Raw genomic sequence first — 17,413 nt, forward strand, 5'->3', positions numbered from 1 at the left:
CCATGAAGTTCGACACCGCCGCGGGCCCGAACCCGATCGACCGCCTCAAGGTCGTCGGCCGGCCCACCGACCGCATCGACGGCAAGTACAAGACCACCGGCACCGCGCCCTACGCGTACGAGCGCCACGACGCGGCCCCCGACGCCGCCTACGGCTACGTGCTGGGCTCCGCCATCGCCAAGGGCCGGGTGCGCAGCATCGACACGGCCTCGGCCCGGCAGGCGCCCGGCGTCGTCGCCGTCGTCACCACCCTCGACACGCCGCGGATCGAGCGCGGCGTGATGAACGTCGCCTACCTGTTCGGCGGCGACGTGATCCAGCACTACCACCAGGCGATCGCCGTGGTGGTGGCCGAGACCTTCGAGCAGGCCCGCGCGGCCGCCTTCCTGGTGACGGTCGATTACGCCCCCGAGGCCGGTGCGTTCGACCTCGCCGCCGCGGCGAAGACCGCCGAGCCGGTCCCGGCCGACAGCGGCGAGGGCAGCGGCGGCGACGGCGAGGAGCGGGTCGGCGATTTCGAGGGCGCCTTCGCGCAGGCGCCCGTGACGCTCGACGCGACCTACACGACGTCCGACGAGAGCCACGCCATGATGGAGCCGCACGCCACGACGGCGGCCTGGGACGGCGACCGGGTCACGCTCTGGACCGCCAACCAGATGATCGGCTGGGGCCACGGCAGCCTCGCCAAGATGCTCGGCCTGCCGAAGGACAAGGTCCGGCTCGACGCGCCCTACGTCGGCGGCGGCTTCGGCGGCAAGCTGTTCGTGCGCGCCGACGCGGTGCTGGCGGCGCTCGCCGCGAAGGCGGCAGGGCGGCCCGTGAAGGTGGCGCTGACGCGCCCGCTCATCGCCAACAACACCACGCACCGGCCGGCCACGATCCAGCGGGTGCGGATCGGCGCGACCCAGGACGGCACCATCACGGCGATCGCGCACGAGAGCACGTCGGGCAACCTGCCGGACGGCGACCCCGAGACGGCGGTGAACCAGACCAAGTACCTCTACGCGGGGGCGAACCGCCTGACCGCCATGAAGCTCGCCCGTCTCGACCTGCCCGAGGGCAACGCCATGCGGGCGCCGGGCGAGGCCCCGGGGCTGGCGGTGCTCGAGGTCGCCATGGACGAGATGGCGGAGAAGCTCGGCCTCGACCCGGTGGAGTTCCGCATCCGCAACGACACGCAGGTCGTCCCGACCCAGCCGGACCTGCGCTTCTCACACCGCGACCTCGTCGGCTGCCTCAAGCTCGGCGCCGAGCGGTTCGGCTGGGCCAGGCGCAACCCGAAGCCCGGCCAGGTCCGGGAGGGGCAGTGGCTCGTCGGGCACGGCATGGCGGCGGCCTTCCGCGACAACATGGTGCTGAAGTCGGGCGCCCGGGTGCGGCTCTCGGCCGACGGCACGGTCACGGTCGAGACCGACATGACCGATATCGGCACCGGCAGCTACACGATCATCGCGCAGACCGCCGCCGAGATGATGGGCGTGCCCCTCGACCGGGTCGTGGCGCGGCTCGGCGACTCGGACTTCCCGGTCTCGTCGGGCTCGGGCGGCCAGTTCGGCGCCAATTCGTCGACCGCGGGCGTCTACGCGGCCTGCGTGAAACTGCGGGAGGCCGTCGCGCAGAAGCTCGGCTTCAATGCCACCGACGCGGTGTTCGAGGACGGCGAGGTCCGCGCCGGCAACCGCGCCATCCCGCTGGCCCAGGCCGCCGCCGACGGCGAACTGGTGGCCGAGGACGCGATCGAGTTCGGCAAGTTCTCGAAGACGCAGCAGGTCTCGACCTTCGGGGCCCACTTCGTCGAGGTCGCGGTGGATGCCGACACCGCCGAGGTCCGGGTGCGGCGGATGCTGGCGGTCTGCGCGGCGGGGCGCATCCTCAACCCCAAATCCGCCCGCAGCCAGGTGATCGGCGGGATGGTCATGGGCACCGGCGCGGCCCTGATGGAGGAGCTCGCCGTCGACACCAAGCGCGGCTTCTTCGCCAACCACGACCTCGCCGGCTACGAGGTGCCGGTCCACGCCGACATCCCGCACCAGGAGGTGATCTTCCTCGACGAGGTCGACCCGATGTCCTCACCCATGAAGGCCAAGGGCGTGGGTGAGCTCGGCATCTCGGGGGTCGGCGCCGCGGTCGCGAACGCGATCTACAACGCCACCGGCATCCGCGTGCGCGACTACCCGATCACCCTCGACAAGCTCCTCGACCGCATGCCGGACGCGGCCTGACCGGGGCGCGGGGACGTCCTGCCGGGCGTCCCCTACGGGTCCACGACGTGGAAGCTGGCCCGGGCCCGCATCACGAGGCGACCGTCCTCGTCGTAGGCGCGGGCGGTGAAGTCGTTCACCCCGGTCTCCTCGCCCTCGTCGTGCAGGAGCGCCGTCAGGGTCCGGCGCAGCAGGTCCCGCAGGGCGGCCCGGTCCGGGAGGACCGTGCCCTCGTCGTCCCGGACGGCGACGTGGTCGACGGTGTCGATGAAGTAGCGCGGCATGGGTGTCTCCGGGATCGGAATGACCGGGACGGGAGCGCCCGCAAGCCTCGCCGATGGCCGATCAGGGATACAGATCGGGTCGGCCGCCGCACTCATCTGGGTTTGAAAGTCCGGGCTCATCGTCCGGGCGCGAAGACGCGATGCCTCAAACGGAAGAGGGGCCGCGGATCCCGCAGCCCCTCGCTCCGTCGTTCCCCCCTCGGACGGGCTCAGTACTTCCGGATGATCGGCTCCGGCGCCATCGGGACCGGATCCGCCCCGAACCGGTAGGTCAGGCCGGCGTAGATCGAGAGCGGCTGCGCCAGGGTCGTGGTCCGCGGGTCGTTGATCGACAGGTTGCCGGCGACCGCGCCCGTCTCCGCGAAGGTGCCGAACGTGGCGTAGCGGTTGTTGGTCAGGTTGGTGATCAGCCCGAAGATCTCTAGGTTCTTGCTGACCTGATACTTCGTCGTCAGGTTCATCACGTAGTAGGCCGGCAGCTTGCGGTTGAGGTTCGACTCGTCGCCCCGGTAGTAGGACGACGAGAAGGCCGAGACGTTGAGGCCGAAGCGCCAGTTCGGGGTGATGCTGTACTCGAAGCCCGCCTTGATCTGGTGGTCGGGGATCAGCGGGATCTTGTCGCCCGGCCGGACGCGGATGCCGCCGTTCGGGATCACGTCGCCGCCCGCGGCGCCGCCGGCCGCGCCGGTGCTCGCCAGCGGGTTGTTGGGCGACGAGAGGGTCGCGTTGAACTGGAAGGTCGCGTCGACCAGGGCGTAGTTGGCGTAGATCAGCAGGTCGGGCGTGACCGCGTACTCGGCGCTGACCTCGATGCCCTGGCGCCGGGTCGCGGGCACGTTGATGTAGTAGGCGCGGGCGGCGTTGCCGGCGACGGCGACCTGGTAGAGGTCGTTGGACAGGTCGGTGCGGTAGACGCCGGCCTTGTAGGTGAGGGCGCCGCCCGACAGGAAGGCCGGGATCACGCCGCGGAAACCGGCCTCGTAGGTCCGGCCGGTGACCTGCTTGAGCGGCGGATCGGCCACGAGCGAGTTCGGCAGCAGGCACGGCTGGGTCGGGCTGGAGCAGGACAGCTCCAGCGGGGTCGGGGCGCGGTTCGATTCCGAGTAGCCGCCGTAGAGGTTGAGCGCCGGGTCGAACTGGTAGGTCAGGCCCGCGAGCGGGTTGACCTTGGTGTACTCGTGGGCGCCGGTCACGTCCGGCGCGAAGCCGGTCTGGTCCCGGGTCTGGATGCGCGCGTAGTTGAGCCGGAAGCCGCCGGTCAGCGACAGCCGGTCGGTCACGTCCAGTGTGTCGGTGGCGTAGAGGCCGAGATACAGGGTCGAGCCGCTGACGTTGCTCGGCGCGAGGCCGATCGCCCCGAGGGTGCGGATGTCCGGCGTGCCGAGGCCCGGGATCGTGCCGTAGTACGGGTTGTTCGGGTCGACGGTGATCGACAGGTTCGGGTTGATGACGCCCAGCTGGCTGGACGATTTGAACGCGAAGGTGGAGGCGTCGACGCTGCCGCCGACCACGAAGGCGTTGTTCAGGCCGAAGATCCGGTCGCGGTTGGCGGCCTGGAGCGAGCCGCCGTAGGATTCGGCCTCGGTGAGGGTCGTGTCGATCGTGCCGTACGGGATGTTCCGCAGGAACGGGATCGTCTGGTTGTTCAGGCCGAGGATCGCGAACTGGTTGGCGTAGGCGCGGCGGGCCGCCACCTGGCTGGTGGGCGGCGCGTTCACGTTGAACGCGTCGTCCTGGTAGCAGAGCGAGCCCCGGAAGCTGCTGCGGCTGCTGCAGTTCTCGAAGTTGCCCTGGTTGCCGTCGACGTAGAACTCGCTGAAGCGCCGGTAATAGGCGTTGCCGGCGAGGTCCCAGGTCGGTGAGATGTCGACCCGGCCGGTCAGCTGGAGCGTTCCGACCTGCGTCGTCTGGGTCTGCGGGTAGGTGAAGATCGCCCGCGGGTCGAGATGGGTGAAGTCCACCGGCGTGGCGGCGGCGGCGCCGTAGAAGCTGCGGGCGGCGAGCCCGATCAGGTGGAATTCCGAATCCTGCGAGCGGTAGCCGAGATCCGCGTAGAGGCGGCCGATCGTGCTCGGGTTCTGGTAGCGCCAGCCGCGGTCGTTCAGGCCGTCGCCGGTGAAGTAGAAGCTCCAGGGACCGGAGATCTTGCCGTACTCCAGGTAGCCGGCGGTGCGCGCGTCCGAGCCGCCCCAGGCCGAGATCTCGGTGCCCTGCCAGGTGAAGCCGTTCTTCATCTGGATGTTGACCGCGCCGCCGATGGCGTTGAGGCCGAAGACCGGGTTGCCGGTGACGACGTCGATGCGCTGGATCGCCTGCGGGGGGATGAGGTCGAAATTGACGATGTCGCCGAAGGCCTCGTTGATGCGCACGCCGTTCTGGTAGACGGCCAGCCCCTGCGGCACGCCCTGGACCGACGAGGCCGTGAAGCCGCGGTAGCTGAGGTCGACCCGGTTCGCGTTGCCCTGCGAGTCGTTGAGGTTCACCCCGGGCGTCCGCCGCGCCAGCGTGGCGATCACGTTGTCGGTGCCCTGATCGACCTCGATCTGCCGCGCCGTCACGGTCTCGACGGTGCTGGGGATCTTGTTGAGCGGCTGCTCGGAGCCGCGCAGGCGCACCCCGCCGGCCGGGACCGGCAAGGTCGGCGCGGCCTGGGCGACGGTATTGAGATTCTCGGCGCCGCTGGACGTGCCGCCACCCGCACCCACCGGCGAAGTCGAGACGACGCTGATCTCACCGAGGGTGACGGCTTGTTGAGCCTGCGCGACACCGGGCAACAGCGCCGCGGACGCGATCAAGCTGCCTCGTAGGGCACGCATATCTTCCCCCAACCTGGATTCAAGGCACGCGCCGCTTCTCGTCGGCTGCGAGAGCCTCACTGATCTCGGGTCGGGTCCGGACCTCAATTCACATTCTGTTTAATCCCTGTCGGGGACGACCTGAATGCGTGAATGGTGCGGTCTGTTGCACAAAGACAACAAGAGACGAAGATTGGCGCAAGTCTTCGGGACTATTGTGAAGGACTAACCGGGACGATTGCGCAATGAGACCGGCCGACAGGATCGGACCCGGGCTCACGGCGGCGGCAGGCGGACGGCGACCTCGTTCCGGCGCAGGAACGGGATCGCGAAGGGCGGGTCGTACCCCATGACGAACGGCGCGCCGGCCGGGGCGCGGCCGGCCGCCGCCAGGACCGCGGCGAGGATGGCCGCCTGCGCGGCCCGCGCCTCCGGGGTGAGGCGGCCGGAGAAGCGCAGGGCCGCGATCCGCTCGGCCGGGAGCTCGACCAGCCGGACCCCCGGCCCGGTCGGCGCCGGCGCCCCGGCCGCCGCCACCGCGCGCGGCAGGAAGAACCGCATCGTGCCGGTGCCGTCCTGCTCCACCGGGACCGTCGCGGCGAGGCGCCGGCCGCCGCTCTCCACCGGCGCCGTCATGGCGATGCGGTCGCCCGCCCGGTTCGCGCCGGTGATGTAGCGGAACAGCCGCCCGAAGGCGTCGCCGTCGCCCTGGCCGCGCGCGTCGGTCTCGACCGCGAGGCGCGGCGCGTAGGACCGGATCTCGACCCCGCGGTCGAGGCGCGCGACGACCGTGTAGGCGGGCTGCTCGTAGAGCGCCCGCACGCCGAAGATCCCGAGCACCGCCTCCGCTAGGGTGACGAGCGCGTACATGACCCTGTCCATGGGACCTCCGGGGGCGGGCGCGGCGTCTCCCCCGCGCGCGGAACCTCCCGCGGGAACATGGCGCCGGGACCGCCCGTCGCCGCCCGGCTGCGGCGTCAGGTCTCCGCTTGTCCCGGCAGCGCCCAGCCTCATCAGGGCTGCCCGCCCCTCGGCCGCCTCCGCCGCGCGCCGACGACCTTGCGCAGCACGCGCGAGACCTGGTCGGCGGAGTAGGGCTTGGGCAGCAGCTCGAAGTCGCGGATCCCCTCCTGGGCGAGGACGTGGCTGTAGCCGGAGGCCAGCACCACCGGCAGGTGCGGCATCCGCCGCCGGAGGAGCCGGGCCAGCGCGATCCCGCCCATCCCGGGCATGACCACGTCGGAGAACACGACGTCGAAGGCCGCGCCGTCGGCCCCGAGCTGATCCAGCGCCTCCTCGGCATTGGCCGCCCAGGTCGTCGCGTAGCCGAGATCCTCCAGGATCTGCGTGGCGAAGCGGCCGACCTCGATGTTGTCCTCCACCACCAGCACGCGCTGCCCCGCGCCGCCGGGATCGAGCGCGGCCGCCTCCGCGGCGGCGGCCGCGCAGGACGCCTCGGGCTCGACCTGCGGCAGGTAGAGCGTGAAGGTGGCGCCGCGGCCGGGCGCGCTCTCGACCGCGACGTCGCCGCCGGACTGCTTGGCGAAGCCGAAGACCTGGGACAGGCCGAGGCCCGTGCCCTTCCCGACCTCCTTGGTGGTGAAGAACGGCTCGAACACCCGCGTCAGGACGTCCGGCGCGATGCCGGTGCCGGTGTCGGTGAGGGCGATCGCCGCGAACGGGCCGGGGGCGCCGGCATGGCCGCGGATCGGCGGCAGCGCCGCGCCGCAATGCAGGCGCAGGGTCAGCGTGCCGGCGCCGTCCATGGCGTCCCGGGCGTTCACCGCCATGTTGACCAGCGCGGTCTCGAACTGGCTGAGGTCGACCCGGATGAAGCAGGGCTGGTCCGGCAGCTCGGTCACGACCGCGATGCGGGCGCCCGTGACCGTGTCGAGCAGGTCGGCCACGCTGCGCAGCCGCGCGCCGACGTCGAGGATCTCGGGCTTCAGCGCCTGCCGCCGCGCGAAGGCGAGGAGCTGGCCGGTGAGCTTGGCCGCCCGGTCCACCGTCTCCGAGACGGCGTTGAGGTAGCGGGACCGGCGCTCCTCCGCCAGATCGGGACGGCGCAGGAAGTCCACCGACGAGCGGATGATCGTCAGAAGGTTGTTGAAGTCGTGGGCGACGCCGCCGGTGAGCTGCCCCACCGCCTCCAGCTTCTGCGACTGCCGCAGGGCCTCCTCGGCGTGCCGGAGCGCCTCGGCCTGGGCCTTCTCGGCGGTGACGTCGCGGCCGTAGGCGTAGACGTGCGCGCCCTCGACGGAGGTGCGCCACGAGATCAGCCGCGGGGTGCCGTCCTTGTGCCGGTAGCGGTTCTCGAAATCGGTCAGGTCGCGCGCGGCCGCGGCGGCGTCGAGGGCCTCCCGGGTCGGGCCCGCATCCTCCGGCCAGACGAAATCCAGGAAGCTGCGGCCCACCACCTCGGCCGGCTCGTGCCCCAGGATCGTCTGCCAGGCCGGGTTGACCGCGCGGAAGATGCCGTCGGCCCCGACCACGACCAGGAGGTCGCGCGAGTTGCGCCAGACCCGGTCGTGCTCGGCGGTGCGCTCGGCCACGCGCTGCTCGAGGGTCACGTTGAAGCGCACGAGCTCGGCCATGAGCCGCTTCTGGTCGTCGATGTCGGTGCTGGTGCCGACCCAGCGGGTGACCGCGCCGTCGGCCGCCCGGACCGGCTGCGCCCGGGCCAGGAACCAGCGATAGGCGCCGTCGGCGCGGCGCAGGCGGTACTCGGACTGGTAGTCGGCCCGCGACCGGACGGCCGCCCGCCATTCCTCGTCGACCCGGTCCCGGTCGTCGGGGTGGATGATCCCCCGCCAGCCCGCCCCGTCGAGGGTGCCGGGCTCCCGGCCCGCGTAGGCGTAGACGCGCTCGTTGAACCAGTCCGCCGCCCCGCCGGCGTCGGTCGCCCAGACGAAGTTCGGCAGCACCTGCGACAGGACGCGGAACTGCGCCTCACTGGCGCGCAGGGCCTCCTCGGCCTGCTTGCGGGCGGTGACGTCGATCGCCGTACCGATCACCCGCACGCAGCGCCCGCCCTCGAAGATCCCGCGCCCCTTGGCGGCGACCCAGCGCACGACGCCGTCCTCCTTGCCGACGGTGCGGTACTCGACGTCGTAGAGGGCGCGCCGGTCGGGATCGAGGGCGGAGGCGAAGGCCGCGCTCGTGGCCTCCCGGTCCTCGGGATGCAGGCCGGCGTAGTAATCGGCCATCGTGACCGGCACGTCGGCCGAGATCCCGAACATCGCCTTGACCCGCGCCGGCCAGAACAGGGTGTCGGCGACGACGTCGACGTCCCAGAGGCCGATCTCGGCCGACTCGGTCGCGAGCCGCAGGCGCCGCTCGCTCTCCCGCAGCTGCTCCTCGGTCCGGTGGCGCACCGTGTCGTCGAGGTGCAGCCCGTCCCAGACCAGGCCGTCGCCGACGCGGCGGGGCGCCGAGATGATGCGCGTCCAGACGCGGGTGCCGTCCGGCCGGCGCATCGGCGCCTCGACGTCGAAATGCGCGAGGTCGCGGATCGCGCCGGCCTCGGCCTCGGCGAGGCCGGCGCGGTACTCCGGCAGGATCAGGTCGTAGGCGACGGCCGGGTCGGCGAGGACCGCCTCGGCCGCCACGCCGGTCATGCGCTCGAACCCCTGCGACACGTAGAGGAAGCGCCGGTCCGCGCCGTCGGGGGCCATGGCGAGCTGGTAGACGTAGCCGCCCGGGAGGTGGTCGGCGAGCGCGCGGATCCGCGCCTCCGTCTCCCGCAGCCGCGCCTCGGCCAGGACGCGGCCGGTCGTCTCCGTGCAGGCGCAGTACAGGCCGGCGACCCGGCCGGCCTCGTCGCGCACCGGCGCGTACGAGAAGGTGAACCAGGTCGGCTCGTCGTAGCCGTGCCGGTTCATGGTCAGGGGCATGTTCTCGGACCAGGTCGCCGCGCCGGCGAGCGCCCGGTCGATCAGGGGCCCGATCTCGGGCCAGATCTCCGGCCAGACGTCGCGGAAGCGCGCGCCGAGCGCCGCGGGATGCTTGTCGCCCAGGATCTCCGCGTAGGCGTCGTTGTAGAGGAAGACGAGGTCGGGCCCGAACGCCACGAACATCGGGAAGCGCGAGCCCAGGATCAGGCTCAGCGTCGCCCGCAGGCACGGCGCCCAGCGCTCCGGCCGCCCGAGCGGCGAGCCGGACCAGTCGTGGGCGCGCACCCGCGCGCCCATCGCGCCGCCCTCCGCGAGGAAGGGCAGATCCGCGGTCCTGACGGTCTCGGACATGGGACAGGGACAGGCTCCGCGATGGGCAGCGCTCCGCCTGGCGCCACCGTTCCGGCCGCGGGGCCCGGCTGACAGGGCGGCCTCGCGCCGGCGCGGAGGGGCCGTACGGTGCCCGCAGTGCCATCGGTGCCCCAGCGCGCGGGCCTGTGCAACTGCATCGATCAAGTCGGGCCCGTCGAACGCCGCGACCCGTGTGGAGGACGCCCTCAGGACGTCTCAGGCGCTCCTGTCGCGGCCCGAGATCAGCCGGAGCTGCGCCGGTGGGCGGGCCGCCAGGGCGGCGGCGACCTTGCCCTCGAGTTCCCCGACGCGGAACGGCTTCAGCACGATCGCGTCGGTGCCGACGGCGCCGGCCTTGGTCAGGGCGCTGGTGTCGGCGAAGCCGGTGACGAACAGGACCGGCAGCGCCGGCCAGCGCTTCCGGACCTCCAGGGCCGTCTCGGCCCCGTTCATGCCCGGCATGGCGAAGTCCATCACGATGAGGTCGACGCCCGGATCCGCCTCCAGGGCGGCCAGCGCCTGGAGGCCGGAGGCCGCCTCGCGCACCGCGTAGCCGGCCTCGATCAGGCGGGTCGTCGTCACCTCGCGCACCTCGGCGTCGTCGTCGACCACCAGGAGCCGGGGGCCGCCTCCGGGCGGGTGCGCCCGCGCGGCCTCGGCCGCGACCGGCAGGCGGGGCACGGCGCCCTCGGGCTCCGCGGCCCGGGGCAGGTAGACCTTGATCGAGGTGCCCTCGCCCGCGACCGTGTCGATGCGGATGCCGCCGCCGGACTGCTTGACGAAGCCGTAGACCTGGGCGAGCCCGAGACCCGACCCCTTGCCGACCTCCTTGGTGGTGAAGAACGGCTCGAACACCCGCGCCAGCACGTCCGGCGTCATCCCGGTGCCGGTGTCGCTCACCGCGACCATGACGTAGGCGCCGGGCGCCGGCTGCTCGGGCCGCGTCGGCGCCCCGGTGACGCTGACATTGGCGGTCTCGATGGCGAGCCGGCCGCCCACCGCCATCGCGTCGCGGGCGTTGATGGCGAGGTTCAGGATCACGAGCTCGATCTGGGTGGCGTCGACCAGGGCCGGCCACAGGTCGGGCTGAAGGGTCGTCTCGATGCGGACCGCGCCGCCGATCGAGCTCTGCAGCAGGTCGCGCATCGACGCGACCGTCTGGTTGAGGCTGACCGGCGTCGGCTCCAGGCGCTGGCGCCGGGAGAAGGCGAGGAGCTGCGCGGTGAGCCGGGCGCCGCGCTCGGCGGCCCCGCGCATCATGGCGAGGCGGCGCTTCGAGCGGGTGTCGGAGACGACCCTCTCGAGGAACTCGATGTTGCCGGCGATCACCGTCAGCAGGTTGTTGAAGTCGTGCGCGACGCCGCTCGTGAGCTGGCCGACCGCGTCCAGGCGCTGGGCGAGGCGCAGGGCGTCCTCCGCCCGCTCTCGCTCGACGATCTGGGCCTGGAGGGCCTCGTTGGCCGCGGCGAGTTCCCGGGTCCGCTCGGCGATGCGCACCTCCAGCGTCTCGTTGAGCGCCTGCAGGGCGGCCTCGGCCTCGCGCTTGTCGGCGCGCGCCCGCGCCTCGGCCAGCGCGCGGACGATCGTGCGCGGCATGCGGTCGAGGCGCTGCTTGACGACGTAGTCGGTGGCGCCGTTCTTCAGGGCCTCGACCGCGACATCCTCGCCGAGCGTGCCCGAGCAGAAGATGAACGGCGTGTCGGGGCACTGCGCCCGGGCGATGCCGAGGGCACTCACGCCGTCGAAGGTCGGCAGGACGTAGTCCGCCAGGATGAGGTCGTGCCGGCCGGCGACCGCCGCGCGGGCGAAGGCGTCGCGGGTCATCACCCGCTCGATCGCGACCGGGTGCCCGAGGCTCTCCAGCTCGGCCTCGATCAGCTCGGCGTCGAGGTCGCTGTCCTCCAGGTGGAGGATGCGCAGCGGACCCGCGGAAGGTCCGATCACGCGTTCGATGGCCAGCCTCCCCGGTACGGCGGCGGCTCGTTGAGGAGGGCCCAGAAGACGCCGATCTCCTTGATCGCCGCGAAGAACTCCTCGAAGGCGACCGGCTTCACCACGAAGGCGTTCACCCCGAGATCGTAGGAGCGCACCAGGTCGGTCTCCTCGCGGGACGAGGTCAGCATCACCACCGGCACCTGGCGGGTGACCGGGTCCCCCTTGATCTTGGCGAGCACCTCCAGGCCGTCGACCTTCGGCAGCTTGAGGTCGAGCAGGACCACCGCGGGATCCTGGGCCTGCCGCTTCTCGTGCACGCCCCGCCGGTAGATGAAGTCGAGGGCCTCGGCGCCGTCGCGGCAGATGACGATCTCGTTGGCGAGCTGGCTCGATTCGAGCGCCGCCAGCGTCAGCTCGATGTCGTTCGGATTGTCCTCGACCAGGAGGATGGGCTTCAGTCCCGCCATCAGTGCGCCTCCTCCCGGATGGGCAGGGTGAAGTAGAAGGTGGCGCCCTCGCCGAGCTTGCCCTCGGCCCAGGTCCGCCCGCCGTGGCGCTCGACGATGCGCCGGACATTGGCGAGGCCGATGCCGGTGCCCTCGAACTCCTCGACCCGGTGCAGCCGCTGGAAGACGCCGAACAGCTTGTCGACGTAGGCCATGTCGAACCCGGCGCCGTTGTCGCGCACGAAGTAGACCGCCTCGCCCTCCCGGGGCGGGAGGCTGCCCATCGCGATCACCGCCTCCGGGGTGCCGCGGGTGTACTTCACGGCGTTCGACAGCAGGTTCTCGATGACGAGCCGCAGCATGACGGGGTCGGCATAGGCGCGGCCCAGCGGCGCGATCTCCCAGCGGAGGGTCCGGTCGGGGGTGACGTCGCGCAGAACCTTCCGGCGGACCTCCTCGACCAGGGCGTTCATGTCGCCCCAGACCTTGTTGAGGGCGTGCCGGCCCATCTGCGAGAAGCTCAGGAGGCTGTCGACCAGGGTGCCGGCCGAGAAGGCCGCCTCGATGATCGTCTCCACGTAGTGCCGGCCCTTGTCGGAGAGCTGGGCGCCCTCGCGGGTCTTGAGCAGGTTCGCGTAGCCGACGATGTGGCGGAACGGCGCGCGCAGGTCGTGGCTGACCGAGTACGAGAACGCCTCCAGCTCCTTGTTCGAGCGCTGCAGCTCCTCGCTCATGGCGGCGAGCTCCTCGGCCCGGCGGAGCACGATGCCGAGCACCGAGGCGCGCAGGTCCTTGGCGGCCTCCACCTCCGGGTCGGACCAGGGCAGGGAGCGGCCCTGCACGGTCTCCTTCCAGATCTCGAACGACTTGCGCGGGTGCAGCCGGTCCGGTCCGCCCTCCGGATCGGGCCGGACGGCCTTCACGGGATTGCCGCCCCACTTCACCGTCCGCACGACCTCGGGCCTGAACCAGAGGATGTAGCTCGCGTACTTCTTCGAGACCGAGATCGCCAGGAGGCCGCTCGCCCGCTCGGCGAAGGCGGCGGCGGCCGGGAACGCCTCCGACAGGGCCTCGGAGACGAAGACCTCCTCGGAATCGTCGCGCTCGGACAGCCACCGGTAGAGGGCGCGGACCTCCCGCTCCGCCGGCGTCGCCCCGAGCAGCCGGCAGCGGTCCGCCGTCACCACCGCGGCGCCGGTCGCGTCCACCAGGGCCAGGACGTCGTCGGGGTGGTTGAGCAGGCCGTCGACGAAGCTGTCCTCCTCGGCCATGAACGCCAGGAGGCGCGCCTGCACGGCGCCGAGCGCCAGCCGCTTCTCGGACTGGGCGCCGCGCTCGCGGGCCGAGAGCTGCAGGGCGAAGATCTGGGTGAGCACGTCGCAGGCGTTGCGCGCCTGCAGGGGCACGCGCTTGGGCGTGCGGTTGTGGCAGGAGATCAGGCCCCAGAGGCCGCCGTCCACGAGGATCGACACCGACATGGACGCCATCGTGCCCATGTTGCGCATGTACTCGACATGGACCGGCGAGACCGAGCGCAGCACCGACTGGCTGAGGTCCAGCGGCTTGCCGGAGGGCGTGGTGGCCGGCCGGATCGGCACGGGGACGTAGCCGGCATCGGGGATGATGCGCAGGCGGTTCCGGCGGTAGAGCTCGCGCGCCTGGACGGGGATGTCGGAGGCGGGGAAGCGCAGGTCGAGGTAGGAGGGCAGGACGCCGTTGCCGGCCTCCGCCAGCACCGTGCCGTGCCAGTCGCGGTCGAACCGGTAGACCAGGGCGCGGTCGAGGCCGGTGATCTGGCGGATGTCCTCGGCGACGAACCGGCAGAGGTCCTCGACGGTGCGGGCGGTCTGCAGGCGCTCGACGAAGGCCCGCAGGCGCGGGGTGAGCACGTCGACGCCGATCTCGGCCGCGGCCGCGTCGATCTCCTCCAGTTCCAGCACGACGAGATCGTCGACCCGGTGAGCCGCGACCTCGTAGGCCTGACGGCCGCCGCCGGTCTCCAGCGTCACGGTCCGGAGATAGAGGGCGCCGTCCTGTTGCTCGGCCGCCGCGAGATGGTGGCGGACGACGGCCGCGAGGTCGGGCAGGGCCGCGTCGAGCACGGTTCCGACCGTAGCCGCCGCGGGGGCGTTGGCGCTCGCCTGGACGATGGTGAGGGACCGGGCCTCGAGGCCGAGCAGGAACCCGTGCGGCTGGACGCTGCCGACGATGTGGATGGGCTCGCGATCGCACGCGCTCAGGTCGAGACGCGGGGCCGCGCCGCTTCGAAGGTTCAAGCCGGGATTCGCCTCCTCACCGGGTCAGTCGCAGAGTTTAACGCGTGTTAACAGCCGAACCGGGCCGCTCCTATAGGCTTAAAGCACGGGTCGGGACGGCCCGCCCCGTCCGCGCGCGCCGTCCGGGCCGGGCTCAGGAGGCGGGAGCCGTCTCATCCGCCTCGCGCGCGCGACGCCAGGTCGCACGGCGGGGCTCCGGCGATGCCCCAGGGCGCCGAGCCTGCGGGGAGCGGCACCCCTGGGGTCTGGATCGCGAGATCCGGGCCGCGCGAACGATCGGGACCCGCGCTCGGCTCGCCGGCGGCGGGGGACGCCGCGCCGTCAGCCGCGCCCCAGCGCGTAGAATTCCGGGTTGGGGCGCAGGCTGGTGACGTTCGCCAGCCGGTTCGACAGGCCGAAGAAGGCCGCGATGGCGGCGATGTCCCAGGCATCCGCGTCGTCGAATCCGTGAGCCCTGAGCGCCGCGAACGCGGCCTCCCCGACTTGGTGCGCGGACTGGCTGACCAGCATGGCGAAGTCGAGCATCGCCTTCTGCCGGTCGGTGATATCGGCCTTGCGGTAGTTGATCGCCACCTGATCGGCGATCAGCGGATTTTTGGCGCGGATCCGGAGGATCGCCCCGTGGGCGATCACGCAGTACTGGCACTGGTTGATGGCCGAGGTCGCCACGACGATCATCTCGCGCTCGGCCTTGGTCAGGTTGCCCGGCCTGTCCATGAGGGCGTCGTGGTAGGCGAAGAAGGCCCGGAACTCGTCCGGGCGGTGGGCCAGCACCAGGAACACGTTCGGGACGAAGCCGGACTTCTCCTGCACCGCCTCGATCCGCGCGCGGATGTCGTCCGGCAAGGTCTCCAGGCGGGGGATCGGGAAGCGGCCGATCGGGGCGTCTTCGGCTGACACGGGCGCGCTCCTCGCAGATCGTCGCAGATCGAGCCGGCGCCCGAGGCCGCCGGCCGTCCCGGTCAGCCGATAGACCGAACGGTCCCGCCGACGCAATCGAGCGGGGCCGCGGGCCGGACCGCGGACCGGACCGCGCGCTTACGACCGGAACAGCGCGAGACGCCGGTCTATTTCAGCAGCAGAACCGGGACGTGAATACCTTCGATCGCTCATGAGCGACGATCTTCGAGAATAACCGTTGCCGCTCGTGGCGCCGCGCGGGCCTGTATCGCCCCGTCACGGCGGGGACGAAGCCCGCGACGCGGAGCTTAGGGATCCACGCGTCTCGCTGACGGCGGTGCTTTCTCGCGGCCTCGACCTGACACGGCCCTCGCGATCGGCCTCAACTCTGCCCGAAAGCTTCCGTCCGGTCCGGCCGGGATTCGATGGCGCGCGACGGCGCGCCGCGGGGAGGACCGGTGTGCCGCGACGGAAGACGGTCTGGACGAAGCTGTCGCTGCCGCGGGGCGGCGGATCGAAGCCCGTGTCGCGCCCGGGCGAGCGGTGTCCGCGCCGGGACCCACCCTGGGCCGCGTAGGCCTCCGGACCTTCCGAAGCCCGCGCCGCCCCCGCACCGACGGATCCAACCAGCGAGCCCGACAGCCGTGCGAACCCCAGCCACGCCCCGCACCCCGCGCCTCGCCCTGCTGCTGCCGGCGCTCCTGCCAGCGTTCCTACCGGCGATCCTGTCGACGGCCCTGCCGCGTCCGGTCCGGGCCGACGACAGCGTCGCGGCCCTCGCGGCCGGCGGCCTCGTCCTGGAGAAGACGGACCGGATCGCCCTCGTCTCCGAGGACCTCTTCCTGTCCGAGAAGGCGGTGCGGATCGCCTACCGCTTCCACAACCTGACCGACCGGGACGTCGAGACGACGATCGCGTTCCCGATGCCCGACATATCCGGCGGTCCCGACGCGATGCTCAACATCGCCGACCCGAAGCACGACAACTTCCTCCGCTTCACCACCGAGGTCGACGGCCGGCCGGTCGACTCGCAGGTCGAGCAGCGCGCCTTCGTCACGCCGGCCGGCAAGCCGGAGGTCGAGGTGACCGGGCGGCTGAGGAGCCTCGGCATCCCCCTCGTCCCGACGGTCGAGGCCACCGAGGCCGCTCTGGCGGCCCTGAGCGAGGATCAGCGCCGCCGCCTCGTGGCCGACGGCCTCCTGGAGGCCCAGGAGATGGGCAACGGCACGACGAGCCTATTCCCGGTCTGGACCCTGCGGTCGAAGTTCTGGCGCCGGCAGATCTTCCCGGCGGGACGCGACGTCGTCGTCCGGCAGAGCTACGTTCCGGGCCTCGGCGGCCTGTCCAGCCTGTCGTTCGGTACCGCGACCGAGGGCGCCGACGAGAGGGCCGAGTACGCGCGGAAATACTGCACGGACGCGGCCTTCCTGAAGGCGGCCCAGGCGCTCGCCCGCAGGGTCGAGGCGGCGGGCGGGCGGGGAATCCAGGCCTTCGAGCAGTACCTGTCCTACGTGATCACCTCCGGCGGCAACTGGGCCGGGCCGATCGGCACGTTCAAGCTGACCGTGGACAAGGGCGATCCCGCGACGCTCGTGTCGTTCTGCGGCACCGGCGTCCGCAAGACGGGCCCGACGACCTTCGAGAGCGTCGCGACGGATTACGTGCCCCGGCGCGACATCGACGTCCTGCTGCTCAAGACCACGGCGGGCCGATGAGCGGCGGCGCGCCACGCTGCCCGGATCCGGCGGGCCCGGCGGCCGGCCGCGACGACCCGGATCCCGCGCCGCGCAGACCCGACGGCCCGTGCCGGCCGAGATTGTACTGCCGATCACGTCCAGACCGCCACAGGAGGGATTCCGTGCGTATCCAAGCTCGTCCGGCGCGCCCGAGCGCGCGATCAGGCGTCCGATCGATCCTCCGACCGGGCCTCGTCGGCGCGCTCGCCGCGCTCGGCACCGTGGGCGCCCAGGCGGCGCCGGCCTGTCCCGCGCGGGACTTCCCGGGTTTCCTGGCCGCTTTCGCCGACGACGTCGCGGTCCAGAAGGCGTTCGTCGCCGTGCCCCTGCGCAGCGACACGATCGATCCCGAGGCCGAGCCCGAACCGAAGCCGGTGACGACGATGCTCGGCGCCGACGCGCTGCGCTTCCCGCTGATGCCGAGCCTCCGGACGCAGAAGACCGACGGCCTGAAACAGGCGCTGAGCGCCGCGGGGGCCGACGCGATGCGCGTCAAGCTGTTCAAGCCCGATACGGGCCTGCAGATCACCTACACGTTTCGCCGGGCGGCCTGCTGGACGCTCGTCAGGATCGAGGATGACAGCCTGTGAGCGCGG

General features: G+C 72.1%; 11 protein-coding genes. 3 read left to right on the plus strand and 8 right to left on the minus strand.

The features are described 5' to 3' along the window. Positions 1-2: 2 nt before the first annotated feature. The gene (paoC, locus tag J3A75_RS28255; protein WP_012321184.1) at positions 3-2,222 is read left to right on the plus strand and encodes an aldehyde oxidoreductase molybdenum-binding subunit PaoC; all 2,220 of its coding nucleotides are present in this window, start codon (positions 3-5) and stop codon (positions 2,220-2,222) included. Between the two features lie 32 nt (positions 2,223-2,254). Here the strand turns inward: paoC and J3A75_RS28260 are convergent, their stop codons facing one another. The 8 genes from J3A75_RS28260 to J3A75_RS28295 all read right to left on the minus strand — a co-directional run bounded on the left by J3A75_RS28260 (position 2,255) and on the right by J3A75_RS28295 (position 15,081). Next, the gene (locus J3A75_RS28260) at positions 2,255-2,485 is read right to left on the minus strand and encodes a DUF6894 family protein (protein ID WP_024828882.1); all 231 of its coding nucleotides are present in this window, start codon (positions 2,483-2,485) and stop codon (positions 2,255-2,257) included. A gap of 209 nt (positions 2,486-2,694) precedes the next feature. Continuing rightward, positions 2,695-5,301, minus strand: coding sequence for a TonB-dependent receptor (locus tag J3A75_RS28265; protein ID WP_071000122.1), 2,607 nt, complete (start codon positions 5,299-5,301; stop codon positions 2,695-2,697). Between the two features lie 255 nt (positions 5,302-5,556). Further along, the gene (locus J3A75_RS28270) at positions 5,557-6,162 is read right to left on the minus strand and encodes an SOUL family heme-binding protein (protein WP_071000123.1); all 606 of its coding nucleotides are present in this window, start codon (positions 6,160-6,162) and stop codon (positions 5,557-5,559) included. Positions 6,163-6,293: 131 nt separating this feature from the next. Continuing rightward, positions 6,294-9,524: a PAS domain-containing protein gene (locus J3A75_RS28275; protein WP_209650842.1), complete on the minus strand. Its 3,231-nt coding sequence runs from the start codon at positions 9,522-9,524 to the stop codon at positions 6,294-6,296. 216 nt (positions 9,525-9,740) lie between these two features. Continuing rightward, entirely contained in the window at positions 9,741-11,468 is a 1,728-nt protein-coding gene (locus J3A75_RS28280) for a hybrid sensor histidine kinase/response regulator (protein WP_071000125.1), read from the minus strand. Continuing rightward, complete coding sequence (locus J3A75_RS28285; protein WP_012321190.1) at positions 11,465-11,926, minus strand: response regulator; 462 nt, start codon at positions 11,924-11,926, stop codon at positions 11,465-11,467. The genes J3A75_RS28280 and J3A75_RS28285 overlap by 4 nt, the downstream gene beginning before the upstream one ends. Further along, positions 11,926-14,181 carry an ATP-binding protein gene (locus J3A75_RS28290; RefSeq protein ID WP_029360296.1) on the minus strand — a complete coding sequence of 752 codons (2,256 nt, stop codon included), beginning with the start codon at positions 14,179-14,181 and terminating at the stop codon, positions 11,926-11,928. Before J3A75_RS28290 ends, J3A75_RS28285 begins: the two co-directional genes overlap by 1 nt. A gap of 321 nt (positions 14,182-14,502) precedes the next feature. Then, positions 14,503-15,081: a peroxidase-related enzyme gene (locus tag J3A75_RS28295; protein ID WP_071000126.1), complete on the minus strand. Its 579-nt coding sequence runs from the start codon at positions 15,079-15,081 to the stop codon at positions 14,503-14,505. Positions 15,082-15,725: 644 nt separating this feature from the next. Here J3A75_RS28295 and J3A75_RS28300 point away from each other — a divergent pair. Together J3A75_RS28300 and J3A75_RS28305 are read left to right on the plus strand one after the other, a co-directional pair. Continuing rightward, on the plus strand, positions 15,726-16,796 hold the full coding sequence (locus tag J3A75_RS28300; protein ID WP_083374402.1) for a DUF4424 domain-containing protein: 1,071 nt from the start codon (positions 15,726-15,728) through the stop codon (positions 16,794-16,796). 143 nt (positions 16,797-16,939) lie between these two features. Then, positions 16,940-17,407, plus strand: a complete 468-nt coding sequence (locus J3A75_RS28305) for a hypothetical protein (protein ID WP_024828875.1) — start codon at positions 16,940-16,942, stop codon at positions 17,405-17,407. The last annotated feature ends 6 nt before the right edge of the window (positions 17,408-17,413 follow it).

This window comes from Methylobacterium sp. PvP105, from assembly GCF_017876975.1.
Lineage (GTDB): Bacteria > Pseudomonadota > Alphaproteobacteria > Rhizobiales > Beijerinckiaceae > Methylobacterium > Methylobacterium radiotolerans.